Below are 19,709 nucleotides of genomic sequence, written 5' to 3'. Positions count from 1 at the left end.
CTGTCAGCGGACCTTCGCGATAGCGCGGCGCTCGGCCGCGGGGGAGACCGCGAGCTCGCCGCGGTCGGTGGGGAGGAGGTCGTCGAGCGCGTCCGCGTCGACGGAGGAGGCGATCACCGTGAAGGAGTGCTCCTTCTGCGCGGCCTTCGCGCGGGCCCGGTCGAGCTCGGCGCGGATGCCGTCGCGCAGCTGCGGGTCGGTGACGGTGTCGAGGTCGTCGAGCACGAGCAGCGGCGGAGCCGTCTCGAGCGCCGCGCGCACCTCGGCCACCGGATCGACCGCGCCGGCGAGCCGGACGAGTCCGACGCGCCCGCGGACCGCGGAGGAGCGGATCGGCACGACGAGGCCGTCGACCTTGAGCCGGCCGGCGTCGGGGGCGAGGCGCCCCGCGATCGTCAGCAGCAGCGCGGTGCGGCCCGAGCGGTGCGGGCCGTGCACGACGAGTGCGCCGCCCGCGGGCACCCGCACGTCGACGTCGCGATACACCGGGCCGTCGGGACCGTCGAGGCACAGCCCCTCGGCCGCGACCGCGTCGCTGGCGCCGGGCTCGGGCCAGTCGGCGAGAGCGAGCTCCTTGGTCAGGCCCTCGCCCTCCACGTCGAAGGAGGGGAGCACTCGGTCGAGCCAGCGCGGCATGTGCCAGGCGCGGTCGCCGAGGAGATGCAGCACCGCCGGCACGAGCGTCATCCGGACGATGAAGGCGTCGACGAAGACGCCCACCGCCAGGCCGAGCGCGATCGGCTTGATGTTGGTGTCGCCCTCGGGAACGAACGCGGCGAAGACGGAGAACATGATGATCGCGGCCGCGGTGACGACCTTCGCCGAGCCGACGAAGCCCGACTCGACCGCCGCGCGGGCCGGACGGCCGTGCACGTAGTCCTCGCGCATCCGCGAGACGAGGAACACCTCGTAGTCCATCGCCAGTCCGAAGAGCACGCCCATCAGGATGATCGGCATGAAGCTGATGATCGGGCCGGTCTTGTCCACGTGCAGGGCGTCGGCGAACCAGCCCCACTCGAAGACCGCCGCGACGGCGCCGAAGGACGCGCCGACCGAGAGCAGGTAGCCGAGCGTCGCCTTGAGCGGCACCCAGAGCGAGCGGAAGACCATCGTCAGCAGCACCAGCGAGAGCCCGACGACCAGCAGGCCGAACGGCAGCAGCGCGTTCGCCAGGGTGTCGGAGATGTCGATGCCGACCGCGGTCTGCCCGGTGACCGCGAGGTCGACCCCGTAGGTCTCCTCGAAGTAGTCGTGCTTGTCGCGGATCTCGGCGACGAGCGCCTTGGTGGCCTCGGAGTCCGGGCCGCCCTCGGGGATCACCTGGATGATCCCGGTGTCCGCGGTCTCGTTCGGGGTGGCGAGCGGCACCGAGGCGACGCCGTCCAGGCCCTCGATCTCGGTCTTGAGGTCGGCCATCAGGCCGAGCGGGTCGGTCGATCCGATGATCGTGCCGGTGACGATGAGCGGGCCGTTGTAGCCGGGGCCGAAGTTCTCGGCGAGCAGGTCGTAGGTGTCGCGCGCGGGGGTGCCCTCGGCCTGATAGCCGGCGTCGGGCAGCGCGAGGCGGAGGCTCAGCGCCGGGATCGACGCCATGCCGAGCACGCCGAGGACGGCGATGATCGTGAGGATCGGGAAGCGGGTGACGACGCGCACCCAGCCGCGGAAGAAGCCGCGCGGGACCTCGGCGTGCACGTGCGAGCCGGGGGAGGGGGCGGTCGCGTCCTCGGCGGCGTCGGGGTCGGTGTGGGCGCCGGTGGTGACGGCGGCCTTCTCGGCGCCGGAGGTCGCGGCAGCCTGCTTCGCGGCGGCCTTCTTCGCCTTCCGCTCCTTCGGCCGGAGGCGCTCGCCGGCGAAGCCGAGCAGCGCGGGGGTGAGCGTGAGGGCGATGACCACCGCGATGGCGACTCCGCCCGCCGCCGCGATGCCCATCGTGGTGAGGAACGGGATGCCCGCGACCGAGAGGCCGGCGAGCGCGATGATGACGGTCAGGCCGGCGAAGACGACCGCGGAGCCGGCGGTCGCGGTCGCGCGGGCGGTCGACTCCTCCGGCGCCATGCCCTGCTTCAGCTGGTCCTGGTGCCGGCTGATGATGAAGAGCGCGTAGTCGATGCCGACCGCGAGGCCGAGCATCAGCGCCAGCAGTGGCGTGGTGGAGGAGATCGAGGCGAAGCGGGTCGCGATGAAGATCGCGGACATCGAGAGCGCGACGCCGAGCAGCGCGGTCACCAGCGGCATGCCGGCGGCGAGGAACGAGCCGAAGGTGAGCACCAGGACGACCAGCGCCACGAGGAGGCCGATCCCCTCGGTGACGGTGACGCCGGGCAGGCTCTGGGAGAAGAGGTCGCCGCCGAGCGAGACCACGGCGCCCGCGGGGAGCGCGTCCTGGAGGGTGGTGGCCTCGGCCTGGAGCGCGTCCCGCGACGCCTCGGAGGTCGTGGTGGCGGAGCCGTCCATCTGCGTGGTGATGACGAGCGCGTTGCCGGCCTCGGAGATCGTGCCCTCGACGGTGTCGGAGTAGGGGTCGGTGACCGCCGCGACGCCGTCGATCGCCTCCAGCGCGGTGACCGCCTCGCCGACCGGGCCGCTGATGTCCGCGTCCTCGACGCTGCCGCCGTCGGGCGCGACGACGACGTAGCGCGCCGAGGTGCCGCTGACCTGCGGGAAGGTGCGCTCGAGCTGGTCCAGCGCGGTCTGCGACTGCGTGCCGGGGATCGAGAAGGTGTTGTCCGTGCCCTGGTTGAGCAGCAGCGCGCCGCCGCCCGCGAGGACGACGACGGCGAGCCAGAGGACGGCGACCAGCCGGTGGGCGCGGAACACCCAGCGGCCGAGTCGGTAGAGCATCGACGACACGCGTGTCTCCTGACGACGGGGGAGCGGAAAGGGACACGACTCTGTGCTCGGAGAGCGCGGTCGTGCCGTCAGCACGAACGCGCGGGAGGCGACGTGTTCGATGCACGACCGTGCTCGATACACGAACGTATCCGATACGCGAATGTATCCGATACAGTGATGTATCTCAATACCGCCGACGCCCGCCCGGGAAGGACTCAGGATGACCGACTCCGTCGAGACCTCCCGCCGGGGTCGGACGCGCGAGCGGCTCCTCGACGCCGCGTACGACGTCTTCGCCGAGACCGGCGTGCACACCGCCTCGGTCGAGCAGATCTGCGAGCGCGCGGGGTTCAGCCGCGGCGCCTTCTACTCCAACTTCTCCACGAAGGAGGAGCTGTTCTTCGCGCTGATGCAGCGGGAGAACGGCGCCCGCCTGGACGGGCTGGTCGAGCAGATGGGGCGCACGATCCCCAAGGTCGCCGAATCGGACGAGCCGCTCACCCCCGAGACGCTCGCGGTCGTCATCCTCGACTTCCTGCAGGGGCCGTTCACCGACAGCCGGCGCTGGTGCGTCGTGCAGTCCGAGTTCGAGCTGCTCGCGCTGCGCGACGCGGCGATCGCTCCGCAGTACAGCGCCTTCCGGGCGGGCTTCGACGCGACCCTCGTCGACATCGTGCGGGGGGCGCTGCAGCAGGTGCACCGCGACTTCTCGCTGGCGCCGACCACGGCCGTCCGCCTGCTGATCGCGAGCTACGACGACGCGGTGAAGACCTCGATCCTCGAGGGCGACTCGGAGGAGGCCGCGCTCGAGCGGCTCCGGGCGACGCTCACCGACGTGGTGCTGGCGATCTCGGCGGAGCGCTAGGCCGGGTAGGCCGGTCCGCCGGGCGCGGAGCCGTCGGGCGCTGGGTCGTGGGGCGCTGAGCCGCCGGCGCAACCGGTCCCGGTGGTGCCCGCGCGCGAGGAGGATGGACCCATGGAACTGCGCCAGCTCGAACACTTCCTCGCCGTCGCGAAGGAGCAGCACTTCACCCGCGCGGCGAGCGCCCTGCAGATCTCGCAGTCGGGCCTGTCGGCGTCGATCCGGGCGCTCGAGAGCGAGCTGGGCAGCCCGCTGTTCACCCGGAGCACCCGCCGGGTCGAGCTGACGCCGGCCGGCCGCGCGATGCTGGCGGAGTCGGAGCAGTCGGTCGCCAGCGCGCTCGCCGCCCGCGACGCCGTGCTGGCAGTGCAGGGCGTGCTGCGGGGAAGTCTCGCGGTCGGCACCGAGGAGTGCCTGGGCGGCGTGCACCTGCCGCGCGAGCTCGCGACCTTCCGGGAGCAGCACCCGGGCGTCGGGCTGCGGTTGACCCATGACGGGTCCGGCACGCTGCTGGACGCGGTGGGCAGCGGGCGGCTGGATCTCGCGCTGGTCGCCGACATCGGCGCGGTGCCGGCGGGAGTGGTCACGCGGCCGCTCGCCAGTGAGGGCTTCGCGGTGCTCGCGCATCCGGAGCATCCGCTGGCCGACCGGCCGGTCTGCCGGATCCCGGACCTCGAGGGGCAGACGATCGTCGGCCTGCAGGAGCACTGGGGCGCGAGCCACCTCGCCGCCCAGGCGTTCGCCGCGCAAGGCCTGGCGTTCGAGGTGGAGCTCGAGGTGAACGACGTGCACACCCTGCTCGACCTCGTCGAGTACGGCATGGGCGTGGCCGTCGTGCCGGCGCACTTCGCCGAGAAGCGTCCGGCCGGCCTGCGCGCGGTGCCGCTGGAGGACCCGCTGCTCGTCTGGCGCACGATGGTCGCCCTCCCCGAGCGGCCGACGGCCGCGGCCCGCGCCTTCGTCGCGGCCCTGCCGGCCGCCGCCGCCGCACGCTGATCGACGGCCCGCGCGGGGCCCCTGCATGCTGATCGAGCAGCCCTCGGAGCCGCCCCTTCATGCTGATCGAGTAGCCCGCGGAGCGGGCGTATCGAGATCCACCGTCGTCCGGAGCGTGGGTCTCGATACGCGCTGCGCGCTACTCGACCAGCATGAGGCGAGCGCTCAGTCGAGCGAGGCGAGCTCCTCCGCCGTCAGCTCGAGGTCGGCCGCCGTGGCCGAGTCGCGGATGCTCTCGGGGCGCGAGGAGCCGGGGATCGGGAGGACGGTCGGCGACTTCGCGAGCTCCCAGGCCAGGCAGACGACCTGCGGCGAGACGTCGTGCGCCTCGGCGACGGTGGCGAACGCCGCGAACGACGTGCCCAGCTCGGCGGCCGAGGTGATGCCGCCCAGCGGGCTCCACGGCAGGAAGGCGAGGCCCAGTTCGGCGCAGAGCTCGAGCTCCGGCTCGCTGGAGCGGAACTTCGGCGAGAACTGGTTCTGCACGGAGACCAGGCGGTCGCCGAGGATCCCGTGCGCCTCGCGGATCTGGTCCGGGTCGGCGTTCGAGATGCCGGCGCGGAGGATCACTCCCTCGTCGAGCAGCTCGGCGAGCGCGCCGATCGAGTCGGCGTAGGGCACCTCGGGGTCGGGGCGGTGGTACTGGTAGAGGCCGATCGCGTCGACGCCGAGGCGCTGCGCGGAGGCGCGGGCCGCCTCCTTGAGGTACTCGGGGCGGCCGTCCTGCGTCCAGACTCCCGGCTCGGGGCGGAGGTGCCCGCCCTTGGTGGCGACGAGCACCCCGGAGGTGTCGCCGCCGTAGCCGCGGAGCGCCTCCGCGATGAGCAGCTCGTTGTGGCCGAGGTCGGCGTCGCCGCCCTGGTGGTAGGCGTCCGCGGTGTCGATGAGGGTGACGCCGGCGTCGAGGGCGGCGTGGATCGTGGCGATCGACCGCTCGCGGTCGGGGCGGCCCTCGATCGACATCGGCATGCCGCCGAGTCCGATGCTGCCGACGCTGATGTCGCCGAGGCTGCGCTGCTTCATGGGGTCTCTTTCCGGGTAGGGGGTGTCATGGGACGGGAGATCGACATGCTGGTCGAGTAGCCCCGGAGGGGCGTATCGAGACCACCGTTGTCGGAGGGGCGGGTCTGCAGACTCGAGTTCCGGCGGTGGTGGATCTCGATACGCCCGCTGCGCGGGCTGCTCGATCAGCATGAAATGCGCACGGTGCGCAGGCTGCTCGATCAGCATGGAAGGGGAGCGCCCCGCTCGATCAGCGGGGCGGGCGGCTCACCAGGCGTAGTCCTCCGGCGCCGTGCGGTGCCCGGTGAAGATCTCGTCGAGGCGGGCGAGATCCGCGGGCTCGAGCGCGATGTCGACGGCCGCGACGGCGCTCTCGAGCTGCTCCATCGTGCGCGGCCCGGTGATCGGACCGGTGACGCCCGGCTGGTGCAGCAGCCAGGCGAGCGCGAGCTCCCCCGGCGCGATCCCGCGCTCGCGGGCGAAGGCCTCGTACTGCTCCAGCGCGGGGCGGTTCTTCTCGATCGCCTCGAGCGAGCGGGCGGAGGCGCGACGGCTGCCCGACTCCGTCTTCTCGATCACGCCGCCGAGCAGCCCGCCCTGCAGCGGCGACCAGGGGATGACGCCGAGCCCGTAGTGCTGGGCGGCGGGCAGGACCTCGCGCTCGATGTCGCGGACGAGCAGGTTGTAGATGGACTGCTCGGAGGAGAGGCCGGTGAAGCGGCGGTCGCGCGCCGCCTCCTGCGCCTGCGCGATGTGCCAGCCGGCGAAGTTGCTCGAGCCGACGTAGAGGACCTTGCCCTGCTGCACGGCGACCTCCATCGCCTGCCAGATCTCGTCCCACGGCGTCGTGCGGTCGACGTGGTGGAACTGGTACAGGTCGATGTGGTCGGTCTGCAGGCGGCGCAGGCTGTCGTCGAGCGCGCGGCGGATGTTGAGGGCGGAGAGCCGCCCGCCGTTGGGCCAGGAGTCGCGACCGCGCTCGGCGCCGGGAGCGGCGTGCTGCTCCATGTCGCCGTAGAGCTTGGTCGCGAGGACGGTGCGCTCGCGGCGCTCGCCGCCCTGCGCGAACCAGCGGCCGACGATCTCCTCCGTCGCGCCGCGTCCGCCCTCGCCGCCGTAGACGTTCGCGGTGTCGAAGAAGTTGACGCCGAGCTCGTGCGCGCGGTCCATGATCGCGAACGAGTCGGGCTCGCTGGTCTCCGGGCCGAAGTTCATGGTGCCCAGGACGGCGCGGGAGACGGACAGACCGGTGCGGCCGAGATTCGTGTACTGCATGCCTCCAGTTGACGCCGTCGCGGGCCCGGTGTCCAACAGGCGTCGGCGATGGGATTCAGCGGGGGAGGAGGTCAATCGCGGTGCGGGTTAGAGTCTGGGAGTGGCATCGAAGACGACTCAGCGCATCGTGATCGTGCTCGCGAGCACCCTCCTGCTCGCCGGCTGCACGTCGGCGGCCGACATCCCGGACGCGGCGCCGACCGCCGAGGCCGGTGCGGCGAGCTCCGCGACCGCCACGACCGCGCCGAGCGTCGACGCCGGTCCGCGTCCCGTGCCGAGCGTCTCGCTCGCGCCGGTGCCCGTCGCCGCGACCGGCGAGTGCGTGATCTCCGACCTCGCCGGCGGCGGCTCGATCGGCGACGTCGACCTCGAGGTCGTGCGCGACCGGGGGACCCGCGAGGGCGCGGCCGGCACGGTGCGCACCGCGACCGACGGCACGCCCGCCGCCTATGTCGTCGCCGCCGGTGACAACCCGGCCCGGATCGCCGACCGCTTCTGCGTCAGCGCCGACTACCTCGACGCCCTGAACTCCGTCCGCCGCGACGGCGTCACCCTGAGCAGCCTCTTCGGCGGCGACACCCTCAACCTCAGCCCATCGACGGTCCTGACCGTCGGTGACCAGAACGGCCGCGTCCTCGACAACGCCGAGCCCGAGCCGCTGCCGACCCAGGCCGGCTGAGCCGGTCGTCCTGCCGGCCGTTGGTCTCGATACGCCCCTGCGGGGCTACTCGACCAGCATGGGGCGCAGGCGCCCGCATGATCCTGCTGATCGAGGCGGCTGCCGACTCATGCTGATCGAGGCGGCTGCCGACTCATGCTGATCGAGTAGCCCGCGGAGCGGGCGTATCGAGATCCCGCGTCACCGGGAGTCGGGTCTGCAGTCCCGCCCTGCTGGCGGTGGTGGGTCTCGATACGCCCCTGCGGGGCTGCTCGACCACCATGGGCGGCGCGTCGGTCAAAGCCCGATCGCGCCGACGAGCACGGCCGAGAGGGCGACCGTGCCGGCGAGGCCGGTGGTCCGGGCGCGGCGCTTCGCCGGGTCCTCGAGCCAGGGGAGGGCGTTCCAGCGCACGACGGCGCCCGCTGCCCCGGCCGCCGCCAGCGCCACGAGCGCGAACCACGGCACGAGGGTCACCAGCGTCCAGTCGGCGAGCACCCGCACCAGGAGCAGCACGAGCGCCGACTCGATGCCGCGGGTGAGCACGCGCAAGCGGTCGCGGTCGAGATGCGCGGCGGTGCGGCGCGAGGGGATGCTCCCGAGTGCGAAGCGGCCGACGGTGAAGACCGCGACGGCGAGGGCGATCAGCGTGGCGAGGATCATGCCTCCTCCTCCAGGACGTGGGCGAGCAGGTCGAGGCCGAGCGCGTCGACCGAGGTCGCGGTGCTCGAGTTGACGAAGACGGCGACGCCGCGCTCCCGGTCCATCGCGAGCATGGTCGCGTAGCCGGCGGTGCCGCCGTTGTGCCAGGTCGTCGAGCCGCCGTCGTCCACCGGGGAGGTGAACCAGGTGAGGCCGATGCGGTCGCCGTCGCCGGCGTCGAAGCGCGGCTCGAGAACGGTCGCGGCCGGAACGCCGAGGGCGGGGTCGTCGGTGAGCAGGGCGCTCGCGTACCGCGCCATGTCCGCGGCGGTCGAGCGGACGCCTCCCGCCGGCGCGTAGCCCTCGAGCGTCCACGGGCCGACCGAGCGGCCGCTCTCGGAGTAGCCCGTGGGCGCGTCCGGCGCGAGGGCGTCCGCCGAGACGGGGACCGAGCTGCCGGTCATCCCGAGCGGCGTGAAGATCCGCTCCCGGACCAGATCCGCGTAGTCGGCTCCCTCCGCCCGGGCGAGGGTCTGCCCCAGGACGGCGACACCCAGGTTGGAGTACGCGACCTCGTCCGTTCCGCCGCCGGCGCTCGCCGCCTGGCGCAGGACGTCGTCCGGCGAGAAGGTGGTGTACGGATCGACGCCGCGCAGCTGCGCGACGAGCGTCGCCACCAGGTCCAGCGGGGCCGAGGACAGGCGCGGGAGCCCGGAGCGATGGCTCGCCAGCTCCTCCAGCGTGCCGTCGAAGCCGCCCAGCTCCGCGTGGTCGCCGGCGCGATCGGTGAGGGCGACCGTCCCGGTGTCGGCGCTCTGCGCGAGGAGCAGCGCCGTCATCGTCTTGGTCACCGAGCCGATCTCGACCTCCATGCTCTCGTCGGCGCCGAGGCCGGCGAAGCGGACGCCGTCGGGAGTGACGACCGCGGCGACGAGCCGGTCGCGCGTGCCGTCGGCCTGGTCGGACAGCCACTGCGCGATCGCGGCGTCGCCGGTGCGCTCGTCCGAGAGCCGGGGTGCCGGCGGGCGCAGCAGCACCCCGCCGCCGAGCACGGCGACGGCCGCGGCGGCGGCGATCACGCGGGTTCGGGTTCTCATCGGGGACCTCCTGCGGCGAGAAGGATCGTCAGCAGGGGCACCAGCCGCGCGGGCGGGATGCCGTAGCGCCCGCGCCCTCGCGCCTCGAGCCAGCCCGCCGCGACCAGCTGGTTGACGTGGTGGTAGATCTGGCCGGTCGTGCCCGCGCCCTCGCTCTCGGCGAGCTGCGCGACCGTCTCGACTCCGCCCGCGACGGCCTGCAGGAAGCGCAGGCGCACCGGGCTGCCCAGCGCGGCCAGCGCCGCCGGGCCCGGGCTCGACCCCCAGTCGCGCTCGAAGAACGCGTCGGTGCTGAGGCCGTACTGCCACTCGACCGGCCCGGCCGGAGTGGCGACGGCACCCGCGAAGACGACCCCGCCCGGCGAGGGCAGCCGCTCCTTGAGCGCGGTGAGCGCCCAGAACAGGTCGTCCTGCGCCGGGGCGGCCACGGTGCTGCCGGGCGTCGCGACGAGCGCGGCCCCCTCGAGCCGCTCGAGCCTTTCCCGCAGCTCGTCGAGCTCGCCGGGGAGATCACGTTCGGAGGTCATACCTCCACTATTGCAAACATTCCGTAATCCCGGAACCCGCGCTCCAGTCCCGGCGCCCACTCCTCAAGAGTTGTCGTACGCGCTTCCCGAGCACGACAACTTCTGCGCACCCGCGACGCACCCGCGGAGACTCGCCCGCCCCACTCCTCAAAAGTTGCGGTAGCGGCGCGCGACTACCGCAACTACTGGAGACTCGGCCGAGCGAGCCGGGTGGTGGCGCGGGCGACTCCTCGAAAGTTGCGGTAGCGGCGCGCGACTACCGCAACTTCTGGAGAGTGGGGCGGGCTCGAAGGCGTGCGCAGGCATGCGCGGGCACCGGCCGCGGGGCGCGGGCGAACGCGCGCGTCGAGTCCTCGGAAGTTGCGGTAGCGGCGCGCGACTACCGCAACTTCTGGAGGCTCGGCCGGAGGCCCCGGCGGGTGGTGCGGGCGAGTCCTCGGAAGTTGCGGTAGCGGCGCGCGACTACCGCAACTTTTGGAGGGTGGGGTGGGCTCCGGAGCGGAGCCGCCCGGCGTCAGGCGAAGCGGGACGGCAGCACGGCGCCGTTCACGGTGCGCAGCTCCTCGAGCGGCACCGTGAAGAGGCCCTGGACCTCGACGACGGGGGACTCGGCGTCGGTGACGCCGATCCGGAGCACGGGGTAGCCGCGGCCCTCGCAGAGCCCGCGGAACTTCACGTCGTCCTCGCGCGGCACGGACACCAGCACGCGGCCGGTCGACTCCGAGAAGAGGGCTGCGGTGGCGTCGACGCCGTCGCGCTCCATCAGCTCGTCGAGCCAGATCCGCACGCCGACGCCGAAGCGCATCGCGGACTCGGCCAGCGCGACGACGAGTCCGCCGTCGGCGAGGTCGTGCGCGGAGGCGATCAGCGACTCGGTCGAGCCGGCCGCGATCAGCTCGGCGAGCGACTTCTCGGCGGCGAGGTCGAGCTGCGGGGGACGGCCGCCGAGGTGGTCGTGCACGGTGCCCGCCCAGGCGGAGCCGTCGAGCTCGTCGCGGGTGACGCCGAGGAGGTAGACGTTGTCGCCCTCGTCCTGCCAGCCGGAGGGGATGCGGCGGGCGACGTCGTCGATCACGCCGAGCACGCCGACGACGGGGGTCGGGAAGATCGGCACGTCGCCGGTCTGGTTGTAGAACGAGACGTTGCCGCCGGTGACGGGGATCTCGAGCTCGAGGCAGGCGTCGGCGAGCGCGCCGACGGCCTCGCGGAACTGCCACATCACCTCGGGGTTCTCCGGGCTGCCGAAGTTGAGGCAGTCCGAGACGGCGACGGGCGTCGCTCCGGTGACGGCGACGTTGCGGAACGCCTCGGCGAGCGCGAGGCGCGCGCCCTGCGCGGGGTCGAGCTGGCACCAGCGGCCGTTGGCATCGGTGGCGACGGCGAAGCCGAGTCCGGACTCCTCGTCGACGCGGACCATGCCGCCGTCGTCGGGGTAGCTCAGCGCGGTGTTGCCGAGCACGTAGCGGTCGTACTGCGAGGTGATCCAGCTCTTGTCGGCGAGGTTCGCGGAGCCGAGCAGCGCGAGGGTCTCGGCGCGGAGGGCGTCGCCCTCGGTCGAGCGCGGCAGTCGCGAGGAGGAGTCGGCCTGCAGGGCGTCGAGCCAGGCGGGGTAGGCGATCGGGCGCTCGTAGACCGGGCCGTCGACGGCGACGGTGCGCGGGTCGACGTTGACGATCTCCTCGCCGTGCCAGTTGATGATGAGCCGGCCGGAGTCGGTGACCTCGCCGAGCACGCTGGTCTCGACGTCCCACTTGCGGACGACCTCGAGGAACGCGTCGAGCTTCTCGGGGCGGACGACCGCCATCATCCGCTCCTGCGACTCCGACATCAGGATCTCCTCGGCCGTCAGCGAGGGGTCGCGCAGCAGCACCGAGTCGAGCTCGATGAACATGCCGCCGTCGCCGTTGGAGGCGAGCTCGGAGGTGGCGCAGGAGATGCCGGCCGCGCCGAGGTCCTGGATGCCCTCGACGAGGTCCTTGCGGAACAGCTCGAGGCAGCACTCGATGAGCACCTTCTCGGCGAACGGGTCGCCGACCTGCACGGCGGGCCGCTTGGTCGGGCCGCCGTCGGCGAAGCTGTCGGAGGCGAGGATCGACGCGCCGCCGATGCCGTCGCCGCCGGTGCGCGCGCCGAACAGCACGACCTTGTTGCCGACGCCGCGGGCGTTGGCGAGGTGCAGGTCCTCGTGGCGGAGGACGCCCACCGCGAGCGCGTTGACGAGCGGGTTGCCCTGGTAGACGGAGTCGAAGTACGTCTCGCCGCCGATGTTCGGCAGGCCGAGGCAGTTCGCGTAGAAGGAGATGCCGGCGACCACGCCGTGCACGACGCGCGCGGTGTCCGGATCGTCGATGTCGCCGAAGCGCAGGGCGTCCATCACGGCGACGGGGCGGGCGCCCATCGAGATGATGTCGCGGACGATGCCGCCGACGCCGGTGGCCGCGCCCTGGAACGGCTCGATGTAGCTGGGGTGGTTGTGGCTCTCGATCTTGAAGGTGACGGCCCAGCCCTCGCCCACGTCGACCACTCCGGCGTTCTCGCCCATGCCGACCATGAGGTTCTTCTTCATGGCGGGCGAGACCTTCTGCCCGAACTGGCGGAGGTACATCTTGGACGACTTGTAGGAGCAGTGCTCGCTCCACATCACCGAGTACATCGCCAGCTCGCCGCTCGTGGGGCGCCGGCCGAGGATCTCGCGGATGCTCGCGTACTCGTCGGGCTTCAGCCCCAGCGCCGCGTAGGGCTGCTCCTTCTCGGGAGTGACGGCCGCGTTCGCGGTGGTGTCGGGAACGGCGATGCGGGCGTCTGCGGTGCGGCTGTCTGCCATGTGCTGGAGGCTCCAGGAGAGAGGGTGGGGATGCGCGACGATCCTACCGGGGCGGGCGCTCGGCGCTCGGGGGCGGCCTCCGGGCGTCCTGCCCGTCGATCGGGCACCGCCTAGGATCGGCCGGGTGGAGCGGGGGATCGGCACGGCGCGCGGAAGCGAGACGGCGCGGGCCGTCGGCACGACACGCGGAACCGGCACGGCGCGGTCAGCGGCCGTCCTCGCGACCCTCCTCTGGGCGCTCTGGCAGTGCTTCGGCAACCTCGGCGCCGCGAACGTCTCCTCGGACGAGCCCGTCTACCTCTCCGCCGGCTGGAGCTATCTGCACGGCGACATGACGCCCAATCTCGAGCACCCGCCGACCGCGAAGTACCTGATCGGACTCGCGCAGGTCGTGCTCGGCGAGGGCCTGCTCGCGGGGCGGATCGCGGCCGGCGCGGCGACCCTCCTCACCGGCGTCATCCTCTGGTTCTGGCTGAAGCGCGAGCTCGGCACCGTCCTCGCGCTGATCCCGGCCGGCCTGTTCCTTCTCTTCCCGCGGACCACCGCGACCGGCGGCACCCGGATCGACCGGCTCGCGCTCCTGGAGCCGTTCATGGTGCTCTTCGCGGTCGCCGCGATGGCCGCCGCCTGGGCCTGGGCGCGACGCGGGGCGGCGGGGGAGCGCACTGGCGGGCTGATCGGACTCGCCGGCGTCCTCTTCGCGCTGTCGGTCACCTCGAAGCTGACGACCCTGGCGCTCGCGCCGGTGTTCCTCGTGCCGCTGCTGCTGATCGGCGACTTCCGCCGGGCGCTCCGGGGCTTCGCGGCCTTCGCGCTCGCCTTCCTCGTGACCGCGGTGCTCGCCTACCTGCCGGTGCACCCGGTCGAGGCGATCCGCTACCTGCTCGACTTCCAGAGCGAGCACAACGCGAGCGGGCACATGATCGACGTCGCGGGGGCGCCGTACCGCTTCCCGCCGTGGTGGGCGAACCTCTGGTTCATGCTGTCGGGCGTCGGTCCGGCGGCGCTCGCCGTGCTCGTGCTCGGCGGGCTGCTGGCGCTGCTCGCGCCGCGGCGGCGGGCGCTGGTGCTGTACCTGGCGGGCGCGACGCTGCTCCTGCTGGTCTTCCACCTGCTGATCAGCGCGGTCGCGCTGCCGCACTACTACGTGGCGTGGGCGTGGCTGCTCTGCGTGCTGGCCGGGGTGGGGATCGCCGAGGCGCTGCGCGACGGGCTCGTGCTGCCGTGGCGGATCGCGCGGCCGGTCGGTGTCCTGCTGCTGGTGGCCTCGCTGGTGATCGCGGCGGCGACCTCCGTCGGCATCGCGCAGGAGCGGCCGACCGGGATCGCGCGGGTGGCGGGCGCGCTGCACGAGCGCGGGCTCGACGGCGGGCTGGTGCTGGTGCAGGGGATGTCGTCGGGGGTCTACGTGCCCTACATCGGCGATCGGTACACGACGGATCCGGCGTCGGAGGGGATCGTCGCGATCGCGATCGAGGAGTCGGCGCGCTTCCCGCTGGATCCGCGGGTCGAGGAGTACCTGGCGACCGATCCGACCGTGGTGCAGCTCGACGAGCTGCGGCTGGTGCTCACGGACGGGCCGCTGCCGGCGGAGTGACCGGGGTGTGCGCGGATGCGCAGCACAACATCAGCTGAGAAGGGGGTGCCTCCGCTGTGGGGCGAGGGACCCCCTTCTCAGCTGATGTTGTGCGCGGGAGTGCGCGCTCAGGCGGAGCGGCAGGGCCCGGAATCGACCGTGTCGGTCAGCGACGGCGCCTCGGCGGCCACCGGTCCGAGCACCGAGAGCGGGATCGCGTAGCCGACGTTGTCGACCGAGGCGGCCTTGCCGAACACCACGCCCGAGACGGTGCCGTCGAGGGAGAGCAGCGGTCCGCCGGAGTTGCCCTGGTTGACGAGGGCCGCGAGCGTCAGCACCTCGCGCGAGGTCGGCGCGCCGTCGACCATCAGCGAGACGGTGGCGTCGGAGGAGATCTGCGCGGCGCCGAGGGTCAGCGGTCCGCCGAACGGGTAGCCCGCCACCACGCCGTCGTCACCGGCCAGGACCGCGTCGTCGAGGGCGAGCGGCGCGGCGGAGAGCCCGTCGACGGCGATGACCGCGAGGTCGGCGGCGGCGTCGAGGTAGACGACGCGGCCGGTGCGCGGCGGCTCGTTCGGCGCCTCGACCACGGGCTGCGAGACTCCGGCAACCACGTGCGCGTTGGTGACCACCCGGTCGTCCGAGACGACGAAGCCGCTGCCCGTGACGCCGACGTCGCAGGCCCAGGCGGTGCCGGAGACGCGCACGACCGAATCGGCGGCGGTCGCGACCTCGGGGTCGTCCGTCGCGACGCTGGGGATGACGGGCGCCTCGGTCGGGGCGTCGAGGGCCTCGACGATCCAGGAGGTGCCCTCGTCGACGACGGTCGACTGGAGCTGGGCGAGGAAGCCGCGGACCGGGTCGGGCGTGAGGTCGTCGATGGTGCGGATGACGGTGGAGCCCGCGACGGAGGTCGTGACCAGCGGCACGCCGAGCAGCGAGACCGCCGAGGTGACGGCGATCCAGACGAGCCCGGTGATGGCGACGCCGGCGACCCCTCCGGCGAGGCGGTCGAGGAGGCCGAGCTTCACCTTGTCGGCGCCGCGGCCGAAGACGGCGCCGATGGTCGCGCCGATCGCGTAGCCGACGCCGAGCAGCAGCACCGCGGTGCCGATCACGGCGAGCAGCCGCCACTCGCTGCCGGCCGCCCAGGCGGAGACCGCGGGAACGGCGAAGGAGGCGGCGATCGCCCCGGCGACCACGCCCGCCAGGCCGCCGAGCGTGCGGAGGAAGCCGCGGCGCAGGCCGTCGACGAGCGCGCCGATGAGGCTCAGCACGACGACGGCGTCGACGATCACGGATGCGCCCATGCGGAACTCCTCGCGGGTCGGGATCCTCCAGCATGACCGACCGCGGTTGCGGGGACACCCGGAGGACCCTGCGAGTCCCGGACTCTGCATGCTGGTCGAAGGGACGCGGCCGCGCCGCCACATGCTGGTCGAGTAGCCCCGCAGGGGCGTATCGAGACCCGTCGTCCTCAGAAGGGCAGGCCTGCAGACCCCCGTTCCGGCGCTGATGGATCTCGATACGCCCGCTTCGCGGGCTACTCGATCAGCAGGGCTTCCCCCTGCGCGCGGCCTAGAAGAAGGAGATGCAGTACGGCGCCGCGATCGGCGAGAAGAAGCGGTCGACGCCCTCGTGGTCCGCTTCCGCCAGCGTCACCGCGCCGGCCCGCGCCAGCGTGGACGGGCGGGCGGAGCCGAGCAGCAGCGTGCCGAGGTCGGCGACGTCCAGCGACAGGGTCGCCGCGTCGTCGCTGCGCTCCACGCGGCCCTCGCCGCCCTCGACCGTGATGCGGTAGGTGCCGTCGACGAGGCCGAGCTCGTCGCGGACCGCGAGCACCAGCGTGCCGTCGCTCGTCCACGGCCGCGCGCCGAACGCCGCCGCCACGTCGAGCACGCGGGTCCAGATCAGGTCGGCGACCTTCGTCACCTCCACGACGCGCGCGTCGCGCAGGGCCCAGGTCAGCGGGTCGTCGACGGGCGCCATGTCCCAGGTGACGGTCGAGGCGAGGTCGACGGCACCGAGGAAGCCCCAGAGCCCGAGGTAGGCGTCGGCGGTCGCGGCGACGAGGTCGACGACCTCGAGGGTGCGGTCGTCCTCGTCCGGCCCGACGGCCTTGTAGGTGACGTAGCCGTCGAGCTGTCCGTCGGCGTCGAGGTGCACGGCGGAGCGGACGGCGCGGCCCGGCGCGGTCTCGCCGGGCTCGGTGCCGACGGCGTTCGCGGCGTAGCGCGACTGGCGGGTCAGCGAGCCGGGGGTGCGCGCGTGGAAGGCGCGGAAGACCTCCTCCACCCGCGACTGCAGCCAGGTCGTCGCGACGACCTCGACGCGGCCGGCCGGCTCGACCTGGAGGGCGAAGCGCGGGCCGGTGTCGACGCGGATCGAGCGGGTGAAGGCCGAGCGGCCGAAGCCGAACCGGCGGTAGATCGAGGCCTCGCTCGCGGTGAGCACGGCGACCGCGGCGCCCGACTCGCGGGCCAGGCGCAGGTCGTCGGTGATCATGGCGCGGAGGATCCCGCGGCGGCGGTGCGTGGCCCGGACGGTGACCTGCGAGACGAGGTGCGCGGCGAGCTCGCGCCCGCGGCCGACCTGCAGCGAGCCGGGGAACGCGGCGTAGGTGGCGACGGGGACGGACTCGCCGTCGATGCCCTCGGGGGAGGCGGAGTCGTGCACCGCGGTCAGCTCGCGCTGGTCGGCGACCATGTGCTCGGCCCAGTCGCGCCACTGCTCCGGCGTGTACTCCTTCTCGTGGAAGCCCGCGTTGATCGCGGTGCCCCAGGCGGCCGTGGCGGCGTCGGGTCCGCCCTCGGCGGTCAGGGCGGCGGGGAAGCGACGGAATTCGAGACCGGGAAGGGACATCCGTCCAGCTTAGGCACCCGGCCTGCGCGGGTGCTCCGGGCGCCGGAGCGGCGGTCGCTCGATGCGTGCCCGAGGTGGGTCAGAGCGCGCGCCAGCGCTTCTCCAGCGCGTCGTCGACGGCCTCCGCCAGTGCGGCGAGCGCCCCGGGGTCCGGCGCCGCCGCCACGACCTGCGCGCAGGCCGCCGCGATCACCGCGCGTCGCCGCGGCAGCGTCGCCGTGAAGGCGCAGTCGCGCAGCAGCAGGAGCACCCGCTCGGCCGGCGCCTCGACCGCCGGCGCCAGCAGCAGCCGCCGCTCGAACGGCGCCTCCGGCACCATCAGCCGCCAGAACCCGTCGGCGTCCTGGAACGCGGCCGGCGGATCCGGCACCCGGGCCAGCAGCGCGAGCGCCGCGGCCAGCCCGTCGACGTCCGCCCGCGCGACGAGCCCGCGCAGCCGCGACTCCACATCCGTCCCGGGACCCGGCCCGAGCGTCACCGCGGCGAGCGCGCGCGCGTCGAGCCGTCGCTCCGTCTCCTCGTCCGGCACCGTCTCGTCCGCCGACCACCACGAGAGCAGCGGAGTCGCCGCCACGGCGAAGTCGCCGGGCCGCCGCTCCAGCGCGATCAGCAGGTCCTCCGAGGCGGCCAGCGCCACCAGCGCGTCGACGTCCACGGCGAGCACGGTCCCCGAGGTGGACGGCAGCACGAGGTGCCGCCCCGACGGCGGCACGATCTCCGCCCGGGTCCGCGCGCCGGGCCCACGGGCGCTCGCGCGCAGGATCGCCGCCTCGAGCGTGTCCGAGCCCGTGTCCGATCCCGCCCGCCCCGCACCGCCCCCGAAGATCCGTCCACCGCGCGCCATCCCGCCACGCTACCGTCGGCGGCATGACCCGCCTCGTCGCCCTCCTCCGCGGAGTGAACGTCAACGGCCGCACCGTCCGCAGCGCGGACCTCGCCGCCACCGTCGCGAGCGTCGGCGGCACGGCCGTCCGCACCGTGCTCGCCAGCGGCAACGCCGCCTTCGACTCCGACCGCGACCCCGCCGAGCTGAAGCCCGCACTGGAGGCGGCCCTCGGCGAGCGCTTCGGCTACGACGCCTGGATCGTCCTCGTCACGCAGGAGGCGCTCGCCGCGGCCGCGGCCGCCTACCCGTTCGAGCGGATCGACGAGACCGCGCACCCCTACGTCGTCTTCGGCTCCGACTCCGCCGCCCTCGACGCCGCCGAGTCCGCGGTCGGCGCGACCGACCCGGCCGTCGAGCTGCTCGCCCGCGGCGACGGCGTCCTCTACTGGCGCTGCCCGAAGGGCTCCTCCACCGACACGCCGGCCGCCAAGATCCTGGCCCGCGCGGTCTTCCGCTCGACCACGACGACACGGAACCTCCGCACCGTGGAGAAGCTCGTCACGGCCTGAGGTAAGGACGCCCCAGCCCTTTCCGGCTGAGAACCTGCACATTCTTTGGTTAGGCTGTCCTTAGTGCACGGCGTCCGTCGCTCGTTGCGCGCCACGACCACAGCCTTCCGAAAGGGAACAATGCCCCGCGCCACCAAGTCGCTCGCGCTCGTCGCGACCGCCCTGCTCACCGTCGGCCTCGCCGGCTGCTCGTCCGCCGCGGCCGGCTCCGACACCGCCGACTCCGGCTTCGAGCCGATCACCATCGAGCACGCCCTCGGCACCACGACCATCGAGTCGCAGCCGGAGCGCGTCGCGACCGTCAACTGGGCCAACCACGAGGTCCCGCTCGCGCTCGGCGTGGTCCCGGTCGGCATGGCCGCCGCGAACTTCGGCGACGACGACGGCGACGGACTGCTCCCCTGGGTGTCCGAGAAGCTCGAGGAGCTCGGCGGCGAGACCCCCGTCCTCTTCGACGAGACCGATGGCATCGACTTCGAGGCCGTCGCCGACACCCAGCCCGACGTGATCCTCGCCGCCTACTCCGGCCTCACCCAGGAGGACTACGACACGCTGACCGAGATCGCGCCCGTCGTCGCCTACCCCGAGACCGCCTGGGGCACCTCCTGGCGCGACACCATCACCTTCAACAGCGAGGCGATGGGCATGGCCGACGAGGGCGCCGCGCTCATCGGCGAGCTCGAGACCGAGATCGAGGAGAAGGTCGCCGCGCACCCGCAGCTCGCCGGCGCCTCGGCGATGTTCCTGACCCACGTCGACCCGACCGACCTCAGCCAGGTCAGCTTCTACACGACGCACGACACCCGCCCGGCCTTCTTCGAGGACCTCGGCCTGACCACGCCCGAGAGCATCGCGACCGCCTCGGCCACCACCGACGCGTTCTCGCTCACCCAGAGCGCCGAGCAGGCCGACGCGTTCAACGACGTCGACGTCATCGTGACCTACGGCGACGACGAGCTCGTGAACACCCTCAAGGCCGACCCGCTGCTCTCGCAGATCCCGGCCGTCGCGAACGACGCGATCGTCCGCCTGCCCTCCACGCCGCTCGGCACCGCCGCGAACCCGACCCCGCTGTCGATCTCGTACGTGCTGGACGACTACCTCGCCATGCTGGCCGAGGCCGCGGACAAGGCGGAGTGATCCACTCCCGCCCGACTGCGT

16 protein-coding genes are annotated in these 19,709 nt (G+C 73.3%); 6 read left to right on the top strand and 10 right to left on the bottom strand.

Going from position 1 to position 19,709, the window contains the following annotated elements; translation table 11 throughout:
* Nucleotides 1-3: 3 nt before the first annotated feature.
* Nucleotides 4-2,850: an MMPL family transporter gene (locus tag MT350_RS00160; protein ID WP_243599324.1), complete on the bottom strand. Its 2,847-nt coding sequence runs from the start codon at nt 2,848-2,850 to the stop codon at nt 4-6.
* A gap of 202 nt (nt 2,851-3,052) precedes the next feature.
* Between MT350_RS00160 and MT350_RS00155 the strand changes: the two genes are divergently transcribed.
* Together MT350_RS00155 and MT350_RS00150 are read left to right on the top strand one after the other, a co-directional pair.
* Complete coding sequence (locus MT350_RS00155) at nt 3,053-3,697, top strand: TetR/AcrR family transcriptional regulator (RefSeq protein WP_123447102.1); 645 nt, start codon at nt 3,053-3,055, stop codon at nt 3,695-3,697.
* A gap of 111 nt (nt 3,698-3,808) precedes the next feature.
* The gene (locus tag MT350_RS00150) at nt 3,809-4,690 is read left to right on the top strand and encodes a LysR family transcriptional regulator (protein WP_243615222.1); all 882 of its coding nucleotides are present in this window, start codon (nt 3,809-3,811) and stop codon (nt 4,688-4,690) included.
* Between the two features lie 165 nt (nt 4,691-4,855).
* Here MT350_RS00150 and MT350_RS00145 read toward each other — a convergent pair whose 3' ends face one another.
* On the bottom strand, nt 4,856-5,713 hold the full coding sequence (locus tag MT350_RS00145) for an aldo/keto reductase (protein WP_243615221.1): 858 nt from the start codon (nt 5,711-5,713) through the stop codon (nt 4,856-4,858).
* Between the two features lie 246 nt (nt 5,714-5,959).
* Complete coding sequence (locus tag MT350_RS00140) at nt 5,960-6,967, bottom strand: aldo/keto reductase (protein ID WP_243615220.1); 1,008 nt, start codon at nt 6,965-6,967, stop codon at nt 5,960-5,962.
* A 100-nt stretch (nt 6,968-7,067) separates the two neighbouring features.
* On the opposite strand from MT350_RS00140, the gene MT350_RS00135 reads away from it, so the two are divergent.
* Nucleotides 7,068-7,646: a hypothetical protein gene (locus MT350_RS00135; protein ID WP_243615219.1), complete on the top strand. Its 579-nt coding sequence runs from the start codon at nt 7,068-7,070 to the stop codon at nt 7,644-7,646.
* A gap of 276 nt (nt 7,647-7,922) precedes the next feature.
* Here MT350_RS00135 and MT350_RS00130 read toward each other — a convergent pair whose 3' ends face one another.
* The 4 genes from MT350_RS00130 to purL all read right to left on the bottom strand — a co-directional run bounded on the left by MT350_RS00130 (nt 7,923) and on the right by purL (nt 12,715).
* The gene (locus tag MT350_RS00130; RefSeq protein ID WP_243615218.1) at nt 7,923-8,288 is read right to left on the bottom strand and encodes a hypothetical protein; all 366 of its coding nucleotides are present in this window, start codon (nt 8,286-8,288) and stop codon (nt 7,923-7,925) included.
* Complete coding sequence (locus tag MT350_RS00125) at nt 8,285-9,364, bottom strand: serine hydrolase (protein WP_243615217.1); 1,080 nt, start codon at nt 9,362-9,364, stop codon at nt 8,285-8,287. The genes MT350_RS00130 and MT350_RS00125 overlap by 4 nt, the downstream gene beginning before the upstream one ends.
* Entirely contained in the window at nt 9,361-9,891 is a 531-nt protein-coding gene (locus MT350_RS00120) for a winged helix-turn-helix domain-containing protein (protein WP_243615216.1), read from the bottom strand. Before MT350_RS00120 ends, MT350_RS00125 begins: the two co-directional genes overlap by 4 nt.
* A 514-nt stretch (nt 9,892-10,405) precedes the next feature.
* A complete protein-coding gene (gene purL / locus MT350_RS00115; RefSeq protein WP_132437434.1) occupies nt 10,406-12,715 on the bottom strand; it encodes a phosphoribosylformylglycinamidine synthase subunit PurL in 2,310 nt (769 codons plus the stop codon).
* 124 nt (nt 12,716-12,839) lie between these two features.
* On the opposite strand from purL, the gene MT350_RS00110 reads away from it, so the two are divergent.
* The gene (locus tag MT350_RS00110; RefSeq protein WP_243615215.1) at nt 12,840-14,312 is read left to right on the top strand and encodes a glycosyltransferase family 39 protein; all 1,473 of its coding nucleotides are present in this window, start codon (nt 12,840-12,842) and stop codon (nt 14,310-14,312) included.
* 107 nt (nt 14,313-14,419) lie between these two features.
* Here the strand turns inward: MT350_RS00110 and MT350_RS00105 are convergent, their stop codons facing one another.
* The 3 genes from MT350_RS00105 to MT350_RS00095 form a co-directional block, all read right to left on the bottom strand.
* The gene (locus MT350_RS00105; RefSeq protein ID WP_243615214.1) at nt 14,420-15,601 is read right to left on the bottom strand and encodes a MarP family serine protease; all 1,182 of its coding nucleotides are present in this window, start codon (nt 15,599-15,601) and stop codon (nt 14,420-14,422) included.
* Between the two features lie 268 nt (nt 15,602-15,869).
* Nucleotides 15,870-17,153 carry a GNAT family N-acetyltransferase gene (locus tag MT350_RS00100; RefSeq protein WP_243615213.1) on the bottom strand — a complete coding sequence of 428 codons (1,284 nt, stop codon included), beginning with the start codon at nt 17,151-17,153 and terminating at the stop codon, nt 15,870-15,872.
* Between the two features lie 79 nt (nt 17,154-17,232).
* Nucleotides 17,233-17,997: a DUF2254 family protein gene (locus MT350_RS00095; RefSeq protein WP_243615212.1), complete on the bottom strand. Its 765-nt coding sequence runs from the start codon at nt 17,995-17,997 to the stop codon at nt 17,233-17,235.
* Nucleotides 17,998-18,020: 23 nt separating this feature from the next.
* On the opposite strand from MT350_RS00095, the gene MT350_RS00090 reads away from it, so the two are divergent.
* Nucleotides 18,021-18,548, top strand: a complete 528-nt coding sequence (locus tag MT350_RS00090) for a DUF1697 domain-containing protein (RefSeq protein ID WP_132437439.1) — start codon at nt 18,021-18,023, stop codon at nt 18,546-18,548.
* Nucleotides 18,549-18,668: 120 nt separating this feature from the next.
* Nucleotides 18,669-19,688, top strand: a complete 1,020-nt coding sequence (locus MT350_RS00085; RefSeq protein WP_243615211.1) for an iron-siderophore ABC transporter substrate-binding protein — start codon at nt 18,669-18,671, stop codon at nt 19,686-19,688.
* Nucleotides 19,689-19,709 lie beyond the last annotated feature (21 nt).

The organism is Rathayibacter sp. VKM Ac-2928 (genome assembly GCF_022815545.1).
Taxonomy (GTDB): domain Bacteria; phylum Actinomycetota; class Actinomycetes; order Actinomycetales; family Microbacteriaceae; genus Rathayibacter; species Rathayibacter festucae.
Note: the sequence above shows the minus strand (reverse complement) of the source record. Positions and strands in the feature narration are given on the sequence as shown.